The organism is Paenibacillus gallinarum (assembly GCF_014836635.1).
In the GTDB taxonomy this organism is placed as follows: domain Bacteria; phylum Bacillota; class Bacilli; order Paenibacillales; family Paenibacillaceae; genus Paenibacillus; species Paenibacillus gallinarum.
Genome location: NZ_JACSQL010000002.1, coordinates 416,537 through 432,293 on the forward strand (window position 1 = coordinate 416,537; position 15,757 = coordinate 432,293).

The 15,757-nt window shown below is 43.2% G+C and carries 13 protein-coding genes; 9 read left to right on the forward strand and 4 right to left on the reverse strand.

What is annotated here, in order from left to right:
• Nucleotides 1–73 precede the first annotated feature (73 nt).
• Complete coding sequence (locus H9647_RS07040) at nucleotides 74–370, reverse strand: rhodanese-like domain-containing protein (RefSeq protein WP_191799043.1); 297 nt, start codon at nucleotides 368–370, stop codon at nucleotides 74–76.
• A 172-nt stretch (nucleotides 371–542) separates the two neighbouring features.
• Here H9647_RS07040 and aroA point away from each other — a divergent pair, with 172 nt between their 5' ends.
• The 4 genes from aroA (at nucleotide 543) to ptsP (ending at nucleotide 6,019) form a co-directional block, all read left to right on the forward strand.
• Nucleotides 543–1,832 carry a 3-phosphoshikimate 1-carboxyvinyltransferase gene (aroA, locus tag H9647_RS07045; protein WP_191799044.1) on the forward strand — a complete coding sequence of 430 codons (1,290 nt, stop codon included), beginning with the start codon at nucleotides 543–545 and terminating at the stop codon, nucleotides 1,830–1,832.
• 25 nt (nucleotides 1,833–1,857) lie between these two features.
• The gene (locus H9647_RS07050; RefSeq protein WP_191799045.1) at nucleotides 1,858–2,286 is read left to right on the forward strand and encodes a CoA-binding protein; all 429 of its coding nucleotides are present in this window, start codon (nucleotides 1,858–1,860) and stop codon (nucleotides 2,284–2,286) included.
• A 119-nt stretch (nucleotides 2,287–2,405) separates the two neighbouring features.
• Nucleotides 2,406–4,292, forward strand: a complete 1,887-nt coding sequence (locus H9647_RS07055; protein WP_191799046.1) for a glucose PTS transporter subunit IIA — start codon at nucleotides 2,406–2,408, stop codon at nucleotides 4,290–4,292.
• Complete coding sequence (ptsP, locus tag H9647_RS07060) at nucleotides 4,289–6,019, forward strand: phosphoenolpyruvate--protein phosphotransferase (RefSeq protein WP_191799047.1); 1,731 nt, start codon at nucleotides 4,289–4,291, stop codon at nucleotides 6,017–6,019. Before H9647_RS07055 ends, ptsP begins: the two co-directional genes overlap by 4 nt.
• 140 nt (nucleotides 6,020–6,159) lie before the next feature.
• On the opposite strand, the gene H9647_RS07065 is transcribed toward ptsP, so the two are convergent.
• Nucleotides 6,160–6,687, reverse strand: coding sequence for a type 1 glutamine amidotransferase domain-containing protein (locus H9647_RS07065; RefSeq protein ID WP_225229119.1), 528 nt, complete (start codon nucleotides 6,685–6,687; stop codon nucleotides 6,160–6,162).
• Nucleotides 6,688–6,930: 243 nt separating this feature from the next.
• On the opposite strand from H9647_RS07065, the gene H9647_RS07070 reads away from it, so the two are divergent.
• The 4 genes from H9647_RS07070 to H9647_RS07085 all read left to right on the forward strand — a co-directional run bounded on the left by H9647_RS07070 (nucleotide 6,931) and on the right by H9647_RS07085 (nucleotide 9,801).
• Complete coding sequence (locus tag H9647_RS07070; RefSeq protein WP_191799049.1) at nucleotides 6,931–7,380, forward strand: hypothetical protein; 450 nt, start codon at nucleotides 6,931–6,933, stop codon at nucleotides 7,378–7,380.
• Between the two features lie 207 nt (nucleotides 7,381–7,587).
• Nucleotides 7,588–7,935, forward strand: coding sequence for a bacillithiol system redox-active protein YtxJ (gene ytxJ / locus H9647_RS07075; RefSeq protein WP_191799050.1), 348 nt, complete (start codon nucleotides 7,588–7,590; stop codon nucleotides 7,933–7,935).
• Between the two features lie 90 nt (nucleotides 7,936–8,025).
• Nucleotides 8,026–9,030 (forward strand): catabolite control protein A, encoded by a 1,005-nt coding sequence (gene ccpA / locus H9647_RS07080; protein ID WP_191799051.1) that lies wholly within the window; start codon nucleotides 8,026–8,028, stop codon nucleotides 9,028–9,030.
• Nucleotides 9,031–9,102: 72 nt separating this feature from the next.
• Nucleotides 9,103–9,801, forward strand: coding sequence for a 5'-methylthioadenosine/adenosylhomocysteine nucleosidase (locus H9647_RS07085; protein ID WP_191799052.1), 699 nt, complete (start codon nucleotides 9,103–9,105; stop codon nucleotides 9,799–9,801).
• A gap of 76 nt (nucleotides 9,802–9,877) precedes the next feature.
• Here H9647_RS07085 and H9647_RS07090 read toward each other — a convergent pair whose 3' ends face one another.
• On the reverse strand, nucleotides 9,878–10,510 hold the full coding sequence (locus H9647_RS07090; protein WP_191799053.1) for a GNAT family N-acetyltransferase: 633 nt from the start codon (nucleotides 10,508–10,510) through the stop codon (nucleotides 9,878–9,880).
• Nucleotides 10,511–10,745: 235 nt separating this feature from the next.
• Here H9647_RS07090 and acsA point away from each other — a divergent pair, with 235 nt between their 5' ends.
• A complete protein-coding gene (gene acsA / locus H9647_RS07095) occupies nucleotides 10,746–12,470 on the forward strand; it encodes an acetate--CoA ligase (protein ID WP_191799054.1) in 1,725 nt (574 codons plus the stop codon).
• A 150-nt stretch (nucleotides 12,471–12,620) separates the two neighbouring features.
• On the opposite strand, the gene H9647_RS07100 is transcribed toward acsA, so the two are convergent.
• The gene (locus H9647_RS07100; RefSeq protein WP_191799055.1) at nucleotides 12,621–15,695 is read right to left on the reverse strand and encodes a transglycosylase domain-containing protein; all 3,075 of its coding nucleotides are present in this window, start codon (nucleotides 15,693–15,695) and stop codon (nucleotides 12,621–12,623) included.
• Nucleotides 15,696–15,757: the final 62 nt, after the last annotated feature.

Consider the following 15,757-nt stretch of genomic DNA (forward strand, 5'->3'; position numbering starts at 1 on the left):
TTTCAGATACATTGTAGTATGATCTTAAAAAGAAAGAGGGCAGGCACTGCCTACCCGTTCCATCTTCTCTTAATTAAGTCCAGGCAAGCATGCCGCCAACCAGGTTCACACAGCTTGGATATCCCAGCTCTGTTAGATATTCGCAAGCTCTCTCGCTGCGATAACCGCTGCGGCAGATCAAAATCGTTTCCTGCGTTTTCTCGATTTCATCAAGACGATCAGGAATTTGTCCAAGTGGAATATGTTTTGCTCCTGGAATCATACCAGCAGCAACTTCTTCATCTTCACGGACATCAATCATTTGAATAGCTTCTCCTGACTGTAGACGAGCCTTAAGTTCAGCAGGTGTAATCTCGAGTATTTGATTCATGAGTCATCCTCTTTTCTATGGTTACTAATATATTGGTGTAATCCGAATGGACATGTTCTTATGGATAACTATACCATGATACCGAAGGGAAGAGGGGACTGTCAATTTCATTACGAAGGTTGTTCCCGAGTGTTAAACCGCAGCTGATTATATATAAAAAGGAGTTATAACTATGGACGTTATCGTAAATAACACCCCTTCCTTATCTGGAACGATTGACGCTTTATCTTCGAAAAATTACACAACGCGTTATTTGCTTGTTGCTGCATTAGCAGAAGGAACGAGCACAATCTATTATCCTGCTCACAGTGAGGACAGCGATGCGATGCGCCGCTGTATTCAGGATTTAGGTGCTGTTCTTGTAGAAGACGATGAAAAAATAACCATTACTGGGTTTGGCTCTACACCTCGTCCCACAGGTGAACTGAATGTAGGAAATGCAGGAGCAGTTCTGCGGTTTCTGATGGGAATTGCCGCGCTTGGAGAGGAAATTACATTTGTTAATACATATCCGGAATCTCTTGGTAAAAGGCCTCATCAAGATTTGATTGATGCACTGGAGCAGCTTGGAGCCGAAGTAGATCATCAGGAGGGAAGACTGCCGATCACCATTCGTGGCGGTCAACCGCAAGGCGGAGTTATTCGAGTATCGGGTTCTGTAAGTTCTCAGTATCTGAGTGCTTTGCTCTTTCTGACACCGCTTCTCCCGCAGGATAGTACCATTGAAGTCCTTCATGATCTGAAATCGAAAGTCGTTATCGGGCAAACACTTGAAGTGTTAGAACAAGCCGGTATCGTTATTCATGCAAGTGATGACTATATGTCCTTTAAGGTTCCTGGTTCTCAAAAATATCAACCGGCAAATTATACGGTTCAAGGAGATTATCCCGGATCAGCAGCGATTTTAGCAGCGGCTGCGGTGACAAAATCAGATGTAACGGTTACGCGGTTAATGGAGAAAAGTAAACAGGGTGAACGTGCTATTATTGATGTGCTGAAAATGATGAATGTTCCGCTCACCCATGAAGATAATATCGTTCATGTTCAAGGAAACGGGAAACTTACGGCTGTTGAATTTGATGGAGATGCAGCTACGGATGCGGTACTTGCTATGGTTGCAGCAGCTGTTTTTGCGGAAGGCACTTCGCGTTTTTATAATGTGGAGAATTTAAGATATAAAGAATGTGATCGAATCACTGATTATTTGCACGAACTCTCCAAGGCTGGCGCAAGAGTCGAAGAAAGACAAGCGGAGATTATTGTCCACGGACGGCCTGAAGGGGTAGAAGGCGGCGTTGAAATCAACGCTCATTATGATCATCGTGTCATTATGGCACTTACGATTGTGGGCCTCCGTTCCAAAGAGCCGCTGCGTATTAAAGATGCTCATCACGTTGCAAAATCCTATCCTGGATATTTCGATCATTTACAGGCGCTTGGCGCCAACGTAGAATGGGTATAGTAAAGTTAGAAAGGTGCTGATGAATATGACATTTGAAAACCCGTCACGGGATGAGATCAAAGAACTTCTTCGTTCCGCTGGAAATATTGCAGTTGTCGGTCTATCAGATAAACCGGATCGAACTTCCTACATGGTCTCACAAGCTATGCAAAGCAGGGGGTACCGAATTATTCCAGTGAATCCTAGAGCAGATGAAATTCTAGGAGAGAAATGTTATGCGAAACTTGCGGACATTCCTGAGCCTGTTGATATCGTAAATGTATTCCGCCGTAGTGAATACTGCGGTGAAGTGGCAAAAGAGGCAGCCGAGATCAAAGCTAATGTACTGTGGTTACAACTCGGTGTTGTCAGTGATGAAGCAGCTCAGATTGGTGAAGAGCATGGCATGACGGTCATCATGGATCGATGCATTAAAGTGGAAGATTCCATTTTACTTGGCAAAGAGCAAAGATAAATGATGATAGAAAGGTCCCTTTATGAGGGGCCTTTTTACTTTCGAAAAAGATGTACAGGATTCATTTTGACAAAAAGACATGGAACGCTTACCATCTAGATTAGAAAGGAGAGGGTGCCATGAATTGGCTCGGTTCCTTACAGCAGCTCGGCAGAGCTGTGATGCTCCCGACGATGGTCTTACCTGCAGCAGCGATATTGCTGAGTGTAGGCAGTTTGCCATGGGATTCTTGGGGATTTGAAAGCGTAAGCGGAATCGCTACAGTAGCAGGTCAAAGCCTGTTTTATTTTTTGCCGTATTTATTTGCGGTGGGTGTGGCGCTTGGTTTATCTAATCAGGCGGGTCAAGCCGGTCTTGCTGCCCTGTCGGGGATGATTATCTACGATCAGGTGGTAAGTCATTTCGGAGATGGAAGCGTTCAGCCTGCTTCACTCATCGGTATTATTCTTGGCGCCATCGCTGGGATTACTCATAATCGATTTAAAAGTATACGACTACCTGAAATTTTGCAATTCTTTGGAGGATCTCGTTTTGTTTTACTGATTGTAGGACTCATCGCAGCATTATTCTCCTGCTTGATGCTGGGTATTGCCCCCATCATCCAATCTTTACTCGACATGATTGCTTCCATGGAATATCAACTGGGAGGATTCGGACTCTTTTTATATGGCATTTTGTACCGGGTCCTGGTTGCTTTTGGACTTCATCATTTGCTGAATAATGTGTTCTGGTTCCAGCTTGGTTCCTATGAGACTACAGGCGGTGAGGTTGTTACAGGAGACTTGCCACGTTTTTTTGCAGGAGACCCAACAGCAGGTTATTTCATGTCAGGTCTGTTTCCTATTATGATGTTCGCCATTCCAGCGATAGCACTTGCGATTATCCAGGAGGCTAGAGAAGATTTAAAACCGAAAGTTTACAAGACGTTCATTACGTCAGCTCTGGTGTGCTTTTTGACAGGGGTCTCAGAACAGATTGAATTTGCCTTTTTGTTTGCTGCGCCTTACCTGTTCATCGTTCATGCGGTTATGTCAGGACTTGCTTTATGGATCAGCTACTTATTAGAAATACGCCATGGATTCTCTTATTCTGCGGGTGCGATTGATTACATACTGAATTTCCATTTGTCCGAGAACGGGTTACTTCTCATTCCGATAGGGATTGTATACGGCTTAATCTATTATTACTTATTTCGCTGGGCGATCCGTACATTCCGTATTCCTACTCCAGGGCGTGAAGAAGGTTCAGTCCTCGAAGATTGGGTGGGCAGTATCCCTTATCAAGCTCCACTTATATTGGAGGCACTGGGCGGGAAGCGTAATATCGTTCAGGTAGAAGCGTGTATTACCAGGCTCAGAATTACCGTTCATAATGATCGTCTAATTGATGTGAGTGCAATGAAGGCACTTGGTTCTGCTGGTCTCATCAAGCTTGGAGGAGGAAATGTACAGGTCGTATTCGGTACTTATTCTGAGCTTATACGTGAAGAGATTGCCAAGCTGCTTGAGCGTGATTTACCGCAAGTATTATTCAGTGCGCCGGTTCAGGGAAAAATGTTGCCAATCGAGGATGTGCCGGATAAAATATTTGCCGGTAAGCTTGTAGGGGACGGGGTCGCTTTTGTGCCGGAGAATGGAGAACTTCTTTCGCCCGTATACGGCACCATTATGCACCTGTATCCAACGATGCACGCCATTGGGATCCAAACACCGGAAGGACTAGAAGTATTGCTTCATATTGGAATTGACACTTCACAACTCAAAGGTTGCTTTGAAGCCGCAGTAAAAGAAGGAGATGTCGTGGAGGCTGGTCAGCTATTGATTAAATTCGATCTGGATGGACTAAGGAAGGACGCTCCTTCGTTAGTTACACCGATGGTGATTACAAATCCCGACCGAGTGAAATCATGGAGCTATGCTCCATTTAAACATGTTAGAAAAGGCCAGGCATCGGTAATGTCTGTTGTACTACATGAAGATAGGAATGTTGGAGGGGTAGAAGCATGATACAAGGCATCTCAGGAGCGGCAGGCGTCGCAATAGGCAAGGCATTTGTCCTTCCCAGCTGGGAATGGGATTTACCAGACCAAAAAATGGACGTCGTTGACCTGGCCAAAGAATTTGAACGGCTGTATGAAGGCATCAGAACATCTCGTAATGAGATTGAGATAATAAAGCAGGAATTTAATGAAGTGGTTGGGCCGGAGGAATCCAGTATCTTCGATGCCCATTTAGCTATACTGGAAGACCCTGTATTTATGAGCGAAATTCAAGGGATTATTGAACGCCAATACAAGGCAGCAGAAGTTGCGGTGAAAGAAGCAATCGATCATTTTGTGACGATGTTTGATTTGCTTGATGATGAATATATGAAAGAACGTGCTTTAGATATAAAAGATGTAGGCAATCGGTTGTTAAAACATCTGCTGGGGGCTCCAGAAATTACGCTCCCTTCAGACACGCAGCCGTATATCCTAGTTGCCAAAGAACTATCTCCTTCGCAACTTGCTCATTTAAATCCTAATTATGTACTTGGTATCGTGACTCTAATCGGGGGTAAGACGTCTCATTCTGCCATTATGGCAAGAGCACTTGGCATCCCTATGGTATCAGGACTTGAGAATAGCGTGAATCTTCCAGTGCAAACGGGAGATACGCTCATTATCAATGGAGATGAAGGCACTGTCTATGTGAATCCGAGCGAGAAGATGATGGAGAAGTACACACGCATTCGTAACCAGCAGCTTCGCAAAAAAGAACAACTCCAGGTACTTGCTGAAGTTGACGCAGTAACTAAAGATGGCACCTTAATGAATCTTGCTGCTAATATTAGTTCAACAAAAGAGCTGGAGATGGCCCTTCGCCACGGCGCAAAAGGGGTCGGATTATTCCGTACTGAGTTCCTATACATGGATCGGGCGACCTTTCCTACAATCGAAGAACAATATGAGGTATATCGTCATGTTGTTGAGAGAGCAGGAGGTCAGTCGGTTGTCATTCGGACTCTTGATATCGGCGGAGATAAACAGCTCGACTATTTTCCGCTGGCAGAGGAGGACAATCCCTTCCTTGGGTATCGTGCGATTCGAATTAGTTTAGATCTGAAAGATCTATTTAAAGTTCAATTGACGGCCATTCTGAGAGCCAGCGTCCATGGGAAAGTGAAAATTATGTATCCCATGATTTCCTCAATCGATGAAATTCGGGAAGCGAATCAGGTATTGCATGAGGCAATGGGTGATCTTGATCGGCAGGGTATCAATTATGATAAGGATATCCAGATCGGTATTATGATTGAAGTGCCTGCTGCCGTTGTTATGGCGGATCTTCTAGCAGCAGAAGTGGACTTCTTCAGTATCGGTACGAACGATCTTGTACAATATGTACTTGCTGTCGACCGGATGAATGAACAGATCGCTCATCTATATCATCCGTTTCATCCATCGATCTTGCGCATGCTGAAGATGACCGCTGATGCTGCTCATACGGCCGGAATTGATATCAGTGTTTGCGGAGAACTGGCTGGGGACGAGAGAGCAGTACCAATCTGGATTGAGCTTGGAATTCATAATCTTAGCATGTCTCCGCAATCATTACTTCGAGTGAAACATAGACTACTAAATACGAATGCGGAAGAGGCAAAGGAAGTGGCTAAATCTTGTATTTCGATGTCAAGAAGTCAAGACATTGAAGCGAAGTTAGAAGAGTTCATTGAAGAAAATACAGAGAGATGAAACTGTTCTTTATGTTTATGTATAAAAAGGATGGATATCGCCGTAAGCAGATTACGGCGGAATCCGTCCTTTTTATTTTTTTGTGATGAAAAGAAAGACGAAGTGAGTAGAAATCTGCTCACTCGTTCTTATAAAGTATCTTATGATCTTTCTGCAAGAAGATCACAGAAAGCTTTTCCGTAAGGCGGAAGATCGGGAGGACGGCGTGCAGACACAATATGTCCGTCGGTAACGACTGCTTCATCTTTCCAGATCGCACCCGCATTTTCCATATCATCGCGAATACCTGGTGTCGAAGTAACGGTAACCCCTTGCAGAATTTTGGCGGATATGAGTACCCACCCCGCATGACATATTTGTCCGATCACTTTCTTTTCTGCATTCATTTCCTGAATCAGTGCAATCACTTTGGGATATCTACGCAGCTTGTCCGGCGCCCAGCCTCCTGGAACGAGAATACCGTCATAATCTGTACTGTTTAGTTCCTCAAAGCTGAATTCCGCTGTAGCAGGAACCCCGTATTTACCTACGTACACCTTACCCTTTACTTCACCGGCAAGATGAACCTCGGCCCCTTCTTCACGTACACGATGTACGGGATACCATAGCTCCAAATCTTCAAATTCTTCATCAACGAGCGCAATTACTTTTTTTCCAGTCAGTCTCAAGTTATTCATTCACTCCTTTTTTGTTTCTTACTCCTAGTGTAACGGAGAGCAGCTCAGATTGCCAAAATTGCTAACTTTTGAACAGGATCATAACTCCATCATGACTTTTAGCATAGATATATGAAATGAGATTGGAAATAGTTCGGGTGCCTGTAACAGCAGGATTTATGACAAAGGAGTCGAAGATTTATTGTAGAAGAAACACGAACCTTGCATGTAGACAATGTTACAGGCGGTGATCCTATGCCCAGATGGTGCGATTGCAATCAACCGATGAATCTTGAGATTCGTACCGTAATTTTTGCTAAAAAGATAGAAGTTAAAAATGTACCGATTTTTTCATGTATGTCCTGTTCCACTTATGAAGTACTTAAACCCGTTAAAGCTCATTTAACCGAGTATCTTGAAGCGATCGAGCTGTCTTTAAATGATCCGTATCAAGTTGTGTTTTTTTCGGATATAGATGAAGTAGCTAGTTTGTTCAGTGACCTATATAAAAGGAATGTGGAGATGGACTCGGAAAAGATTGGGGATATAGTTGAAGCTTTCAAAGAGGAGCGTATTAATTTACTTCTTGATGTGTATCAATGTGCCCTTCAGATGAACGATGAAAGTTGGATGAGAGATACACAGCGGAGACTCGAGCAACTGTCACAGTTCCAATTTGAAGAGCATTTTTCGGAAGCAGGATAAAAAATCACCTTGTAATGGATTGAAAATTAGCATTTCTCGTAGTTTTTTGTTACTATATTGTTAGTGTAAAATTTTCTGAAAAGAATGAAAACAAGACACGAAGCGATTTTTCATGTATTCGCATGGAATCCCTTACCATTCTCATCATCATCATTTTCTTTGTACGATCCACTAGCTGCTGAACTTATGAAAGGGGATGTATATGTTATGAAAACGTTGACAAGAATGAATTCTATAGAGCAATTAAATGACGGTATCGCATTATCTTCGGAAGCACCGCTTCTGTTATTTAAACATAGCACCCGCTGTCCTATTAGCGCGCATGCGTATAAAGAAGTATTAGCATATTTGCAAGATAGTCCCGCAGATAAAGTAAACTATAGTATCATTTATGTCGTCGAAGATCGCAGTATTTCACTAGAAGCTGCAGATCGTTTGGGTGTCAAGCATGAGTCTCCACAGGTTATCCTTGTGAAAAACGGCACACCTGTATGGCATACTTCCCATTCCCAAATCACTTCAAGTGGCTTAAGTGCGGTTTTAAGCGAGTCTTAAAGCCCATTCATTGCATGTTGCAATCTTATGTCGTATCATATTTTTAATTGAAAATGAACTGAAAATTTATTGCAAATGGAGAGAAGGAATGTGACGGTAACGATTTATGACGTAGCGCGCGAAGCCGGTGTTTCAATGGCAACGGTTTCTCGGGTAGTCAACAATAATCCAAATGTTAAACCTCAGACACGAAAAAAGGTATATGAAGCAATTGAGCAACTCGGCTATCGCCCGAACGCAGTAGCAAGAGGGCTTGCTAGTAAAAAAACAACGACAGTCGGAGTCGTAATTCCAGATATTTCGAACTCAATTTTTGCCGAGATTGCTCGGGGAATTGAAGACATCGCTAATATGTATCATTACAACATTATTTTGTGTAATGCCGATAAGAAGAAGGAAAAAGAAATTCGTGTTATTAACACGCTGCTTGAAAAACAAGTAGATGGGCTTCTTTTCATGGGTGGAACGGTTACGGATGAACATATCCAAGCCTTCCAAACTTCTGCGGTCCCAATTGTTCTTTGTGCAACTAGTGACGAAAAAGGAACCTATCCTTCGGTTGATATTGATCATGAAACTGCAGCTTTTGATGCGGTAAGTACACTTGTTCGTCATGGGCACCGTGAGATTGCTATGATTAGTGGAACGCTGCAAGATCCTGCGAATGGTTATGCAAGATTCCAAGGGTACAAGCGTGCGCTCGAAACTGCGGGGATTGAATATCAAGAAGATTTAGTACGCATCGGGAACTACCGTTATGAGTCTGGTGTCGAAGCTATGAAATATTTCTTAGGTCTTAAGAAAAAACCAACTGCTATTTTCTGTGCAACGGATGAAATGGCAATCGGTGCTATTCATAGTATTCAGGACGAAGGACTTAAAGTCCCAGATGATTTCTCTATTATTAGTGTAGATAACATTCGTATGGCTTCTATGGTTCGTCCACAGCTCACTACAGTAGCGCAGCCAATGTACGATCTAGGTGCAGTAGCCATGCGACTGCTTACGAAACTGATGAAGAAAGAAAACGTAGAAAATCCGCGTGTTATATTACCGCACGAAACGATCTTGCGTTTGTCTGTTAGTCACGTGTAAAATATGGAATAGAAAAAGCTCCGATAATCGGGGCTTTTTTTGCCGATTAATCAAGCAAAGGGGATAACATCTATGACAGCTACAATAGGGCTCATAGGAGCTATGAAAGAAGAGATTGAACTTCTTCTGGCAGGCATGGAGAATGTAAACCAGCATACATATGCAGGCATCCATTACGCAGAAGGGGATATTTACGGACAACATGTTGTGGTTTGTAAGTCTGGAGTAGGTAAAGTAAATGCAGCGATCACAACACAAATGCTGATTGAGAAGTTTGGGATCTCTAAAGTTATTTTTACTGGGGTGGCTGGGGCAGTTCACCCTGAACTTGATATCGGTAATATTGTCGTATCTACGACATGTATTCAGCATGATATGGATGTAACTCCTCTAGGATTTAAGCGCGGGGAAATTCCTTATCAGGAAGTATCTGCGTTTCCGGCTGATTCCGGACTGATTAGTCTGGCAGAGAAAGCATGTGAACAGCTCGCTATACCGCTGCGTAAAGGAATTGTACTCTCGGGCGACCAGTTTATCGCAAGTAAAGAATCCGTAAAATGGCTCTATGAAGAATTGGAGGGCGCATGTGTGGAGATGGAAGGTGCAGCAGTAGCACAGGTGTGTTACATGAATAATGTACCTTTTGTTATTCTGCGTGGTATGTCTGACAAAGCAGACGGGTCCGCACATGTCAATTTTGCTGAATTTACAGTGAAGGCATCCCATCAATCTCATAAAATTGTGGAATCGATATTGCTTCAGCTTGGTTAAGTATGTAAACCTTTGTAATAATGAAAAGACAAGAACATCCCGGATTAACTCTGGGGTTCCTGTCTTTTTCTTTAATCTAATACATATAACGATGCCTAAATCGCACTTTATCGAATTGCTCTTTTGAAGAGAGAGGCACATTTTTTCCGATACGAACCATGAGACAGTTAGCAGGATGTGCACAGATCTCAGGATCATCTGTCGCATACCACTCCATATCAACGATTTTCATCAGTTTCTCCATCATTTTTCGGTAATCCCAAACCGACAGTCCGCTTCCCTTCAGATCCCAATGCCAATAATATTCTGTAGTGAATACGATATAATTCTCCATCTGCTCTTGCTCAAAAGCAGTACTAATTAACATTTTTCCAATACCGTAAGAACGAAATTCGTCTGCAACTTCAATGGCACCAAGTTCAATTAAATCTTTCATACTTCCTTCAGACCAACGCTCCATTTCATCAGGATAATGAAAAGTAACATATCCAATGATCGTTTGGCCCTCACGGGCAAGAATAATTCTCCCTTCAGCCAGCGCTGAAATTTCAACCAGGGCTTCATGTTGTTCATTCGGTCTTCGAAAAGCGTCAAGATCCGGGTGCATATGATAACTCTGTAAAAGGGAAGAAGGGACTGGGCCTTCAACAACAATCTCCCTGCCGTTCCTTTGAAAGGAGTGGACATTGTGCTGTTTGATATGTTCCATCAGTTTTTCGTGCTCCTTTGACTTGTCATACCCTACTTATAGCAAATATACAAAAAAATGAAAAGGGATAGTGATAAAAATGAAATTTATGCTATAATAATCCAGACAAAAATTATTCACAATTGAATAGCTGTTCCCATGGTATAAACGTAGATGGTAATGAATTCGATGTTTTGTAAGCGCTAACGAACTTGTACATTGTGAAGATGTAGCTTAGGGGAGGCTCGAGTAGACAATGGGTCAAATGCAGAACGAAGTCATCGCGACTGTCGCAGAACGAAGTAATCTCGGAGATTACGATCAGGCTCGCGCTCAGTTTAGTTGGGAAGAGGTAAAAAAGCATTTTACATGGAATGAGACAGGCAAGGTCAATATGGCCTATGAAGCAATTGATCGTCACGTCGAAGAAGGACGAGGTGCGAAAACCGCACTTTTGTACAGTGATGCTCATAGAGATGAGAAGTATAGCTTTCTGGATCTGAGCGAAGGTTCTAATCGATTTGGGAATGTGCTGCGTAAATACGGCATCTCTAAAGGCGATCGTGTCTTTATTTTTATGCCAAGAAGTCCAGAACTTTACCTTAGTCTACTCGGTATACTTAAGGTGGGAGGAATTGTAGGCCCACTTTTTGAAGCATTTATGGAAACAGCGGTAAAAGACCGTTTGGAAGACAGCGGAGCTGTCGCCTTAGTCACAACTCCAGAATTGTTGCCGCGAATTAAACGTGAAGAATTACCGCTTTTAAAACATATTTTTGTTATAGGTGGAGGCACACAGCAAGAAGAAGGACTTGTTGACTATGATGCAGAGATGGCAGCAGCTTCAGATTCACTAGAACCGGAATGGCTCACGCTGGAAGATGGAATGCTCATTCATTACACCTCGGGTTCTACGGGTAGACCTAAAGGGGTATATCATGTACACAAAGCCATGCTTCAGCATTACTATACAGGTAAGGTAGTTCTTGATTTAAGAGAAGACGATATTTATTGGTGTACAGCGGATCCAGGCTGGGTAACAGGTACCTCTTATGGAATTTTTGCTCCCTGGTTGAACGGAGTTACGAATGTGATCCGCGGGGGACGTTTTAGTCCACAGGACTGGTATCAAACGATTGTTAAGAATAAAGTAACCGTATGGTATAGCGCGCCTACTGCTTTCCGGATGCTCATGGGAGCAGGAGAGGATGTCATTGAACAGTTTGATCTATCGACACTCCGTCATGTGTTATCGGTAGGAGAGCCGCTCAATCCAGAAGTGGTCCGCTGGGGAACAAAAGCCTATCAGCAGCGGATTCATGATACTTGGTGGATGACAGAAACAGGCGGTCAGCTAATCTGTAACTATCCGGGAATGGACATCAAACCAGGCTCAATGGGTAAGCCCGTACCGGGAATCGAAGCTGCTATTATTAATGACCAGGGCGAAGAACTGCCGCCATTCTCGATGGGCAATCTAGCCATAAAAACACCTTGGCCGTCCATGATGAGAAAGATTTGGAATAATGATGCCAAGTATGAGGAATATTTCAGAATACCGGGCTGGTATATTTCAGGGGATTCTGCCTATATGGATGATGAAGGATACTTCTGGTTTCAAGGGCGAATAGACGATGTGATCAACTCTTCTGGTGAGCGTATCGGTCCCTTTGAAGTAGAGAGTAAGCTGCTTGAGCATCATGCGGTTGCAGAAGCGGGTGTAATCGGTAAACCGGATCTTGTAAGAGGGGAAATCATTAAAGCGTTTGTAGCGCTGAGAGAAGGATATGAGCCTTCACAAGAGCTGAAAGATGAGATCTATCGATTTGTAAAAGAGGGCTTATCTGCACACGCTGCGCCTCGGGAAATTGAATTTAAAGAGAAATTGCCTAAGACAAGATCAGGTAAGATCATGCGCAGGGTACTGAAAGCATGGGAACTGGATTTACCGACAGGCGATCTTTCAACGATAGAAGACTAGCAAGTAGTTCATTAACAAAGTCAAAAGAGCCATCTGCCTTATCGCAGATGGCTCTTATTATGGTAACATGACTATTTTATAGATCTAAAACAAAAGCCGAGCACAGGGGAGACCCTGTATGCTCGGCTTTTGTTTTATTATCGGTCAATCTTATCGACTTACACTAACCGCAGCAGAAGGGGCTGATTCACCCGCTGCATTGACAGCCGTTACCCGAAAGGCTCCAGTAGCTTCTGCATTGTTATATTTAAAGGAAGTAAAGCTTGCTGTACCTACTTCATTAAACGGTTCCTGACCCGTTTCACTGTAGTATACATGGAAGCTCGATACCCCTTCTTGTGCAGCCCAGGAGATTGTAATACCTTGATCCGTAACCGTAGCAGTCACTCCGCTTGGAGCAGAAGGAACTGCAGCAGTTGATGGCTCTGTATTATTTTCTTCCCCAGTATTATCATCCGGCTCTACCACTTCACCAGGAACTTCAATAACACCTTCATCTGATGTTTCTTCTTGCGGTGGAGCAGGGGCCGTACTGCCGACTACAGAACTCGGCGCTGACTCTTTTCCTGCTACATCCACAGCTACGATGTAAAACTGAGCACCACCGCCTGCATAGGAAGTAAAGGTTGCTTGATTACCTGCAAGTACAACTTTGCCTTGATTCTGGAATGGACCGCCGTTTGTGCTTCGGTATAGCCTGTAACCAACCACGTCACTTGCTGAACTTGGGTTAAAGGTAATTACCGCATTATCATTGCTTACGCTTATTCTGACGTTCCCTGGGGCGTCAGGAGCGCTGCCATCGTCCCGGCGTGGGTCGACTTCTGTAGGCATGTCGTCATCCGCGTCCGTAGGCAAATAATAGGAAAGCGGTTCATGTGAACTCATTTTCTTGAATGCAGCTTGCAAATCCTTAATGAGATCGGAGATTGCACGCTTTCTTTTCACCACGGTTTGTTCTTTAAGCATATCCGAAGGTGTTTCATCTCTTGGAATGTAATTTACCCCGTTATAAGTGATGTACTTAGCTTTGCCTACCGCATCATCATATTCGGTTGGTACATATTTGGTATTGAATAGATCGGTCACAAATTTATCCGTAGCCGAAGTAGGAAGTTTACCGCTATAAGCGGACACGGTCTTCGTTGTAATACCATCCGGCTTCGTAAATGATTTGGTTGTAAACAAATCAGGTTCCTGTTCGGAAACTTCGTTCATGATCTTAGCCCACAGCTTACGAGCACGTTCCTTCTGAGCTTTCGTCTCCAGTGTGTTCGCTTGTGTCTTGTAACCAACCCATACGCCGAGTGTAACATCAGGTGTGTAACCTTCGAACCATACATCGCCGTAATTTTGAGTTGTTCCTGTTTTACCTGCGATAGCAATGTCGCCATATTTATTAAAGTTATCTCTTACGACTTTTCCTGTTCCGTCTGAGATCGCAGTACGAAGCATGTCTGTCATAAGATAAGCCGTTTGTTCAGAGAAAACTTGCTTAGGCTCTGCTTTGTGACTGTATACAATGTTACCTTTGTAATCCACGATTTTTTCAATCATGTAGGCATCATGGAATACACCATTGTTAGCAATTGCACCATAAGCATTCGTTAATTCTTCTACGGTTACACCATGACTTAGACCTCCGAGCACACCTGTTGTTGCGTTCGCATAATCATCTTCAGTAAGTGTAGTGATTCCGAGACTTTTGGCGAAATCCCAAGCTTTCTCCATTCCGACTTCTTCATTAAATAATTTCAGAGCAGGAACGTTAAGAGACTGATTAAGTGCATATCTTGCGGTAACAAGCCCACTGTATCTTCCATTACTGTTTTTAGGAATGTGGAATCCTTTGCTGCCGTCTTTCAAAATGATCGGTGAGTCATCAATAATAGATGCCGGCTGAATTAGACCTTCTTCTAAGGCAGGAAGGTACGCTGCAATCGGCTTCATTGCCGAACCGGGTTGTCTCACCATCTGAGTAGCATAGTTCATATTCTCTACGTTAAAATCACGGCCTTCAATCATACCGAGGATTTTCCCGGTTTTATGATCAATCATCATCGATGCCGTTTGTTCAAGACCTTTGTTTTCATCATAGGCAGAGAAATTACTGTCATCTTCAGCGATCGAGCGCATCGTTTTGTAGACAGTTTTGTTAATTGTCGTATATACCCGGTAACCTCCGGTGCGCAGCTGAATCTGAGCCTCTTCCAACTGTTCAGCGGTTGTTCCACCGTTTTCCGAAGCTTCTGGATAAAGTACTTCCATCAGAACCTTGGCAGCTTGACGCTCTGTTTCAAGCATCAGATAAGGATAGGTGTTATACGCTTTGGCTACTTTTGGTGCAAGCGAAGACTTGATATCAAAGGCAATTGCCTCATCGTATTCACTTTGTGTAATCTTACCAAGGGCAAGCATTCGTCCAAGAACACGTTCTTGTCGCTCTAGAGCATTATTAAAGTTCTTCTCGTTGAAATCCCCTTTTCCGTTAAAAGCAGAATAAGAAGAGGGAAGTTGCGGAAGGCCTGCTAAATAGGCAGCTTGCGCAATGTTTAAATCATTGAGATCGTTAATATTAAAAATCCCCTTGGCAGCAGCTTTAATGCCATAAACATTATATCCACTTGATCCATTTCCGAAAGGAACCTTATTTAGATAGGCTGTTATAATTTCATCTTTCGTTAGAAATCTTTCCAATCGAAGGGACAATAAGATCTCTTTTACTTTTCGGTCCTCTGTTTTGTCCAGATTAAGGAATACTCTTCTAGCTAACTGCTGAGTGAGGGTACTTCCTCCCGTTTGTACGGGTTCGTTTAGTATACGTTCCTTTACTGCACGAAGTGTTCCTGTTATGTCGACACCTTTATGCTCGTAGAATGAATCGTCTTCAATCGATACCACAGCATCTATTACCTTTTGAGGAATGTCCTCAAATTCTACGATTCGCCGATCCTCCTCGGTCCGAAACTGACCTATGGGAGACCCGTCAGCGAAATAAGCAAAGCCCGTCAGTGCATTTTCCCCTATCGCTTGCTCAATTTCAGCTCTTGATCGAACGGGTTCGTCTTTTACAATAGAAGCTATGTAGCCTGTTAGTGCACCACCTGCAAATAGAACACCCATGATGCCTAATATGAAAGCCCACTTCACAAAGCTACCCAGCCTGCGAAAAAAACGATTGCGGGAAGGCTTCTCTTCAGGTTTTTTATTCTGATCATCAACCATCAAATGCTTTCCTCCTTTTAACAGGCATTATTATAGCATAAATTAAGCCATTTGAATCCCCG

Excerpts from the sequence above, each read along its gene's own strand:
- acsA (WP_191799054.1), top strand. The coding sequence starts at position 10,746 with ATGGGTCAAATGCAGAACGAAGTCATCGCGACTGTCGCAGAACGAAGT.
- ytxJ (WP_191799050.1), top strand. The coding sequence starts at position 7,588 with ATGAAAACGTTGACAAGAATGAATTCTATAGAGCAATTAAATGACGGT.
- H9647_RS07050 (WP_191799045.1), top strand. The coding sequence starts at position 1,858 with ATGACATTTGAAAACCCGTCACGGGATGAGATCAAAGAACTTCTTCGT.
- H9647_RS07090 (WP_191799053.1), bottom strand. The coding sequence starts at position 10,510 with ATGGAACATATCAAACAGCACAATGTCCACTCCTTTCAAAGGAACGGC.
- H9647_RS07085 (WP_191799052.1), top strand. The coding sequence starts at position 9,103 with ATGACAGCTACAATAGGGCTCATAGGAGCTATGAAAGAAGAGATTGAA.
- H9647_RS07070 (WP_191799049.1), top strand. The coding sequence starts at position 6,931 with ATGCCCAGATGGTGCGATTGCAATCAACCGATGAATCTTGAGATTCGT.
- ptsP (WP_191799047.1), top strand. The coding sequence starts at position 4,289 with ATGATACAAGGCATCTCAGGAGCGGCAGGCGTCGCAATAGGCAAGGCA.
- H9647_RS07100 (WP_191799055.1), bottom strand. The coding sequence starts at position 15,695 with ATGGTTGATGATCAGAATAAAAAACCTGAAGAGAAGCCTTCCCGCAAT.
- aroA (WP_191799044.1), top strand. The coding sequence starts at position 543 with ATGGACGTTATCGTAAATAACACCCCTTCCTTATCTGGAACGATTGAC.
- H9647_RS07055 (WP_191799046.1), top strand. The coding sequence starts at position 2,406 with ATGAATTGGCTCGGTTCCTTACAGCAGCTCGGCAGAGCTGTGATGCTC.
- H9647_RS07040 (WP_191799043.1), bottom strand. The coding sequence starts at position 370 with ATGAATCAAATACTCGAGATTACACCTGCTGAACTTAAGGCTCGTCTA.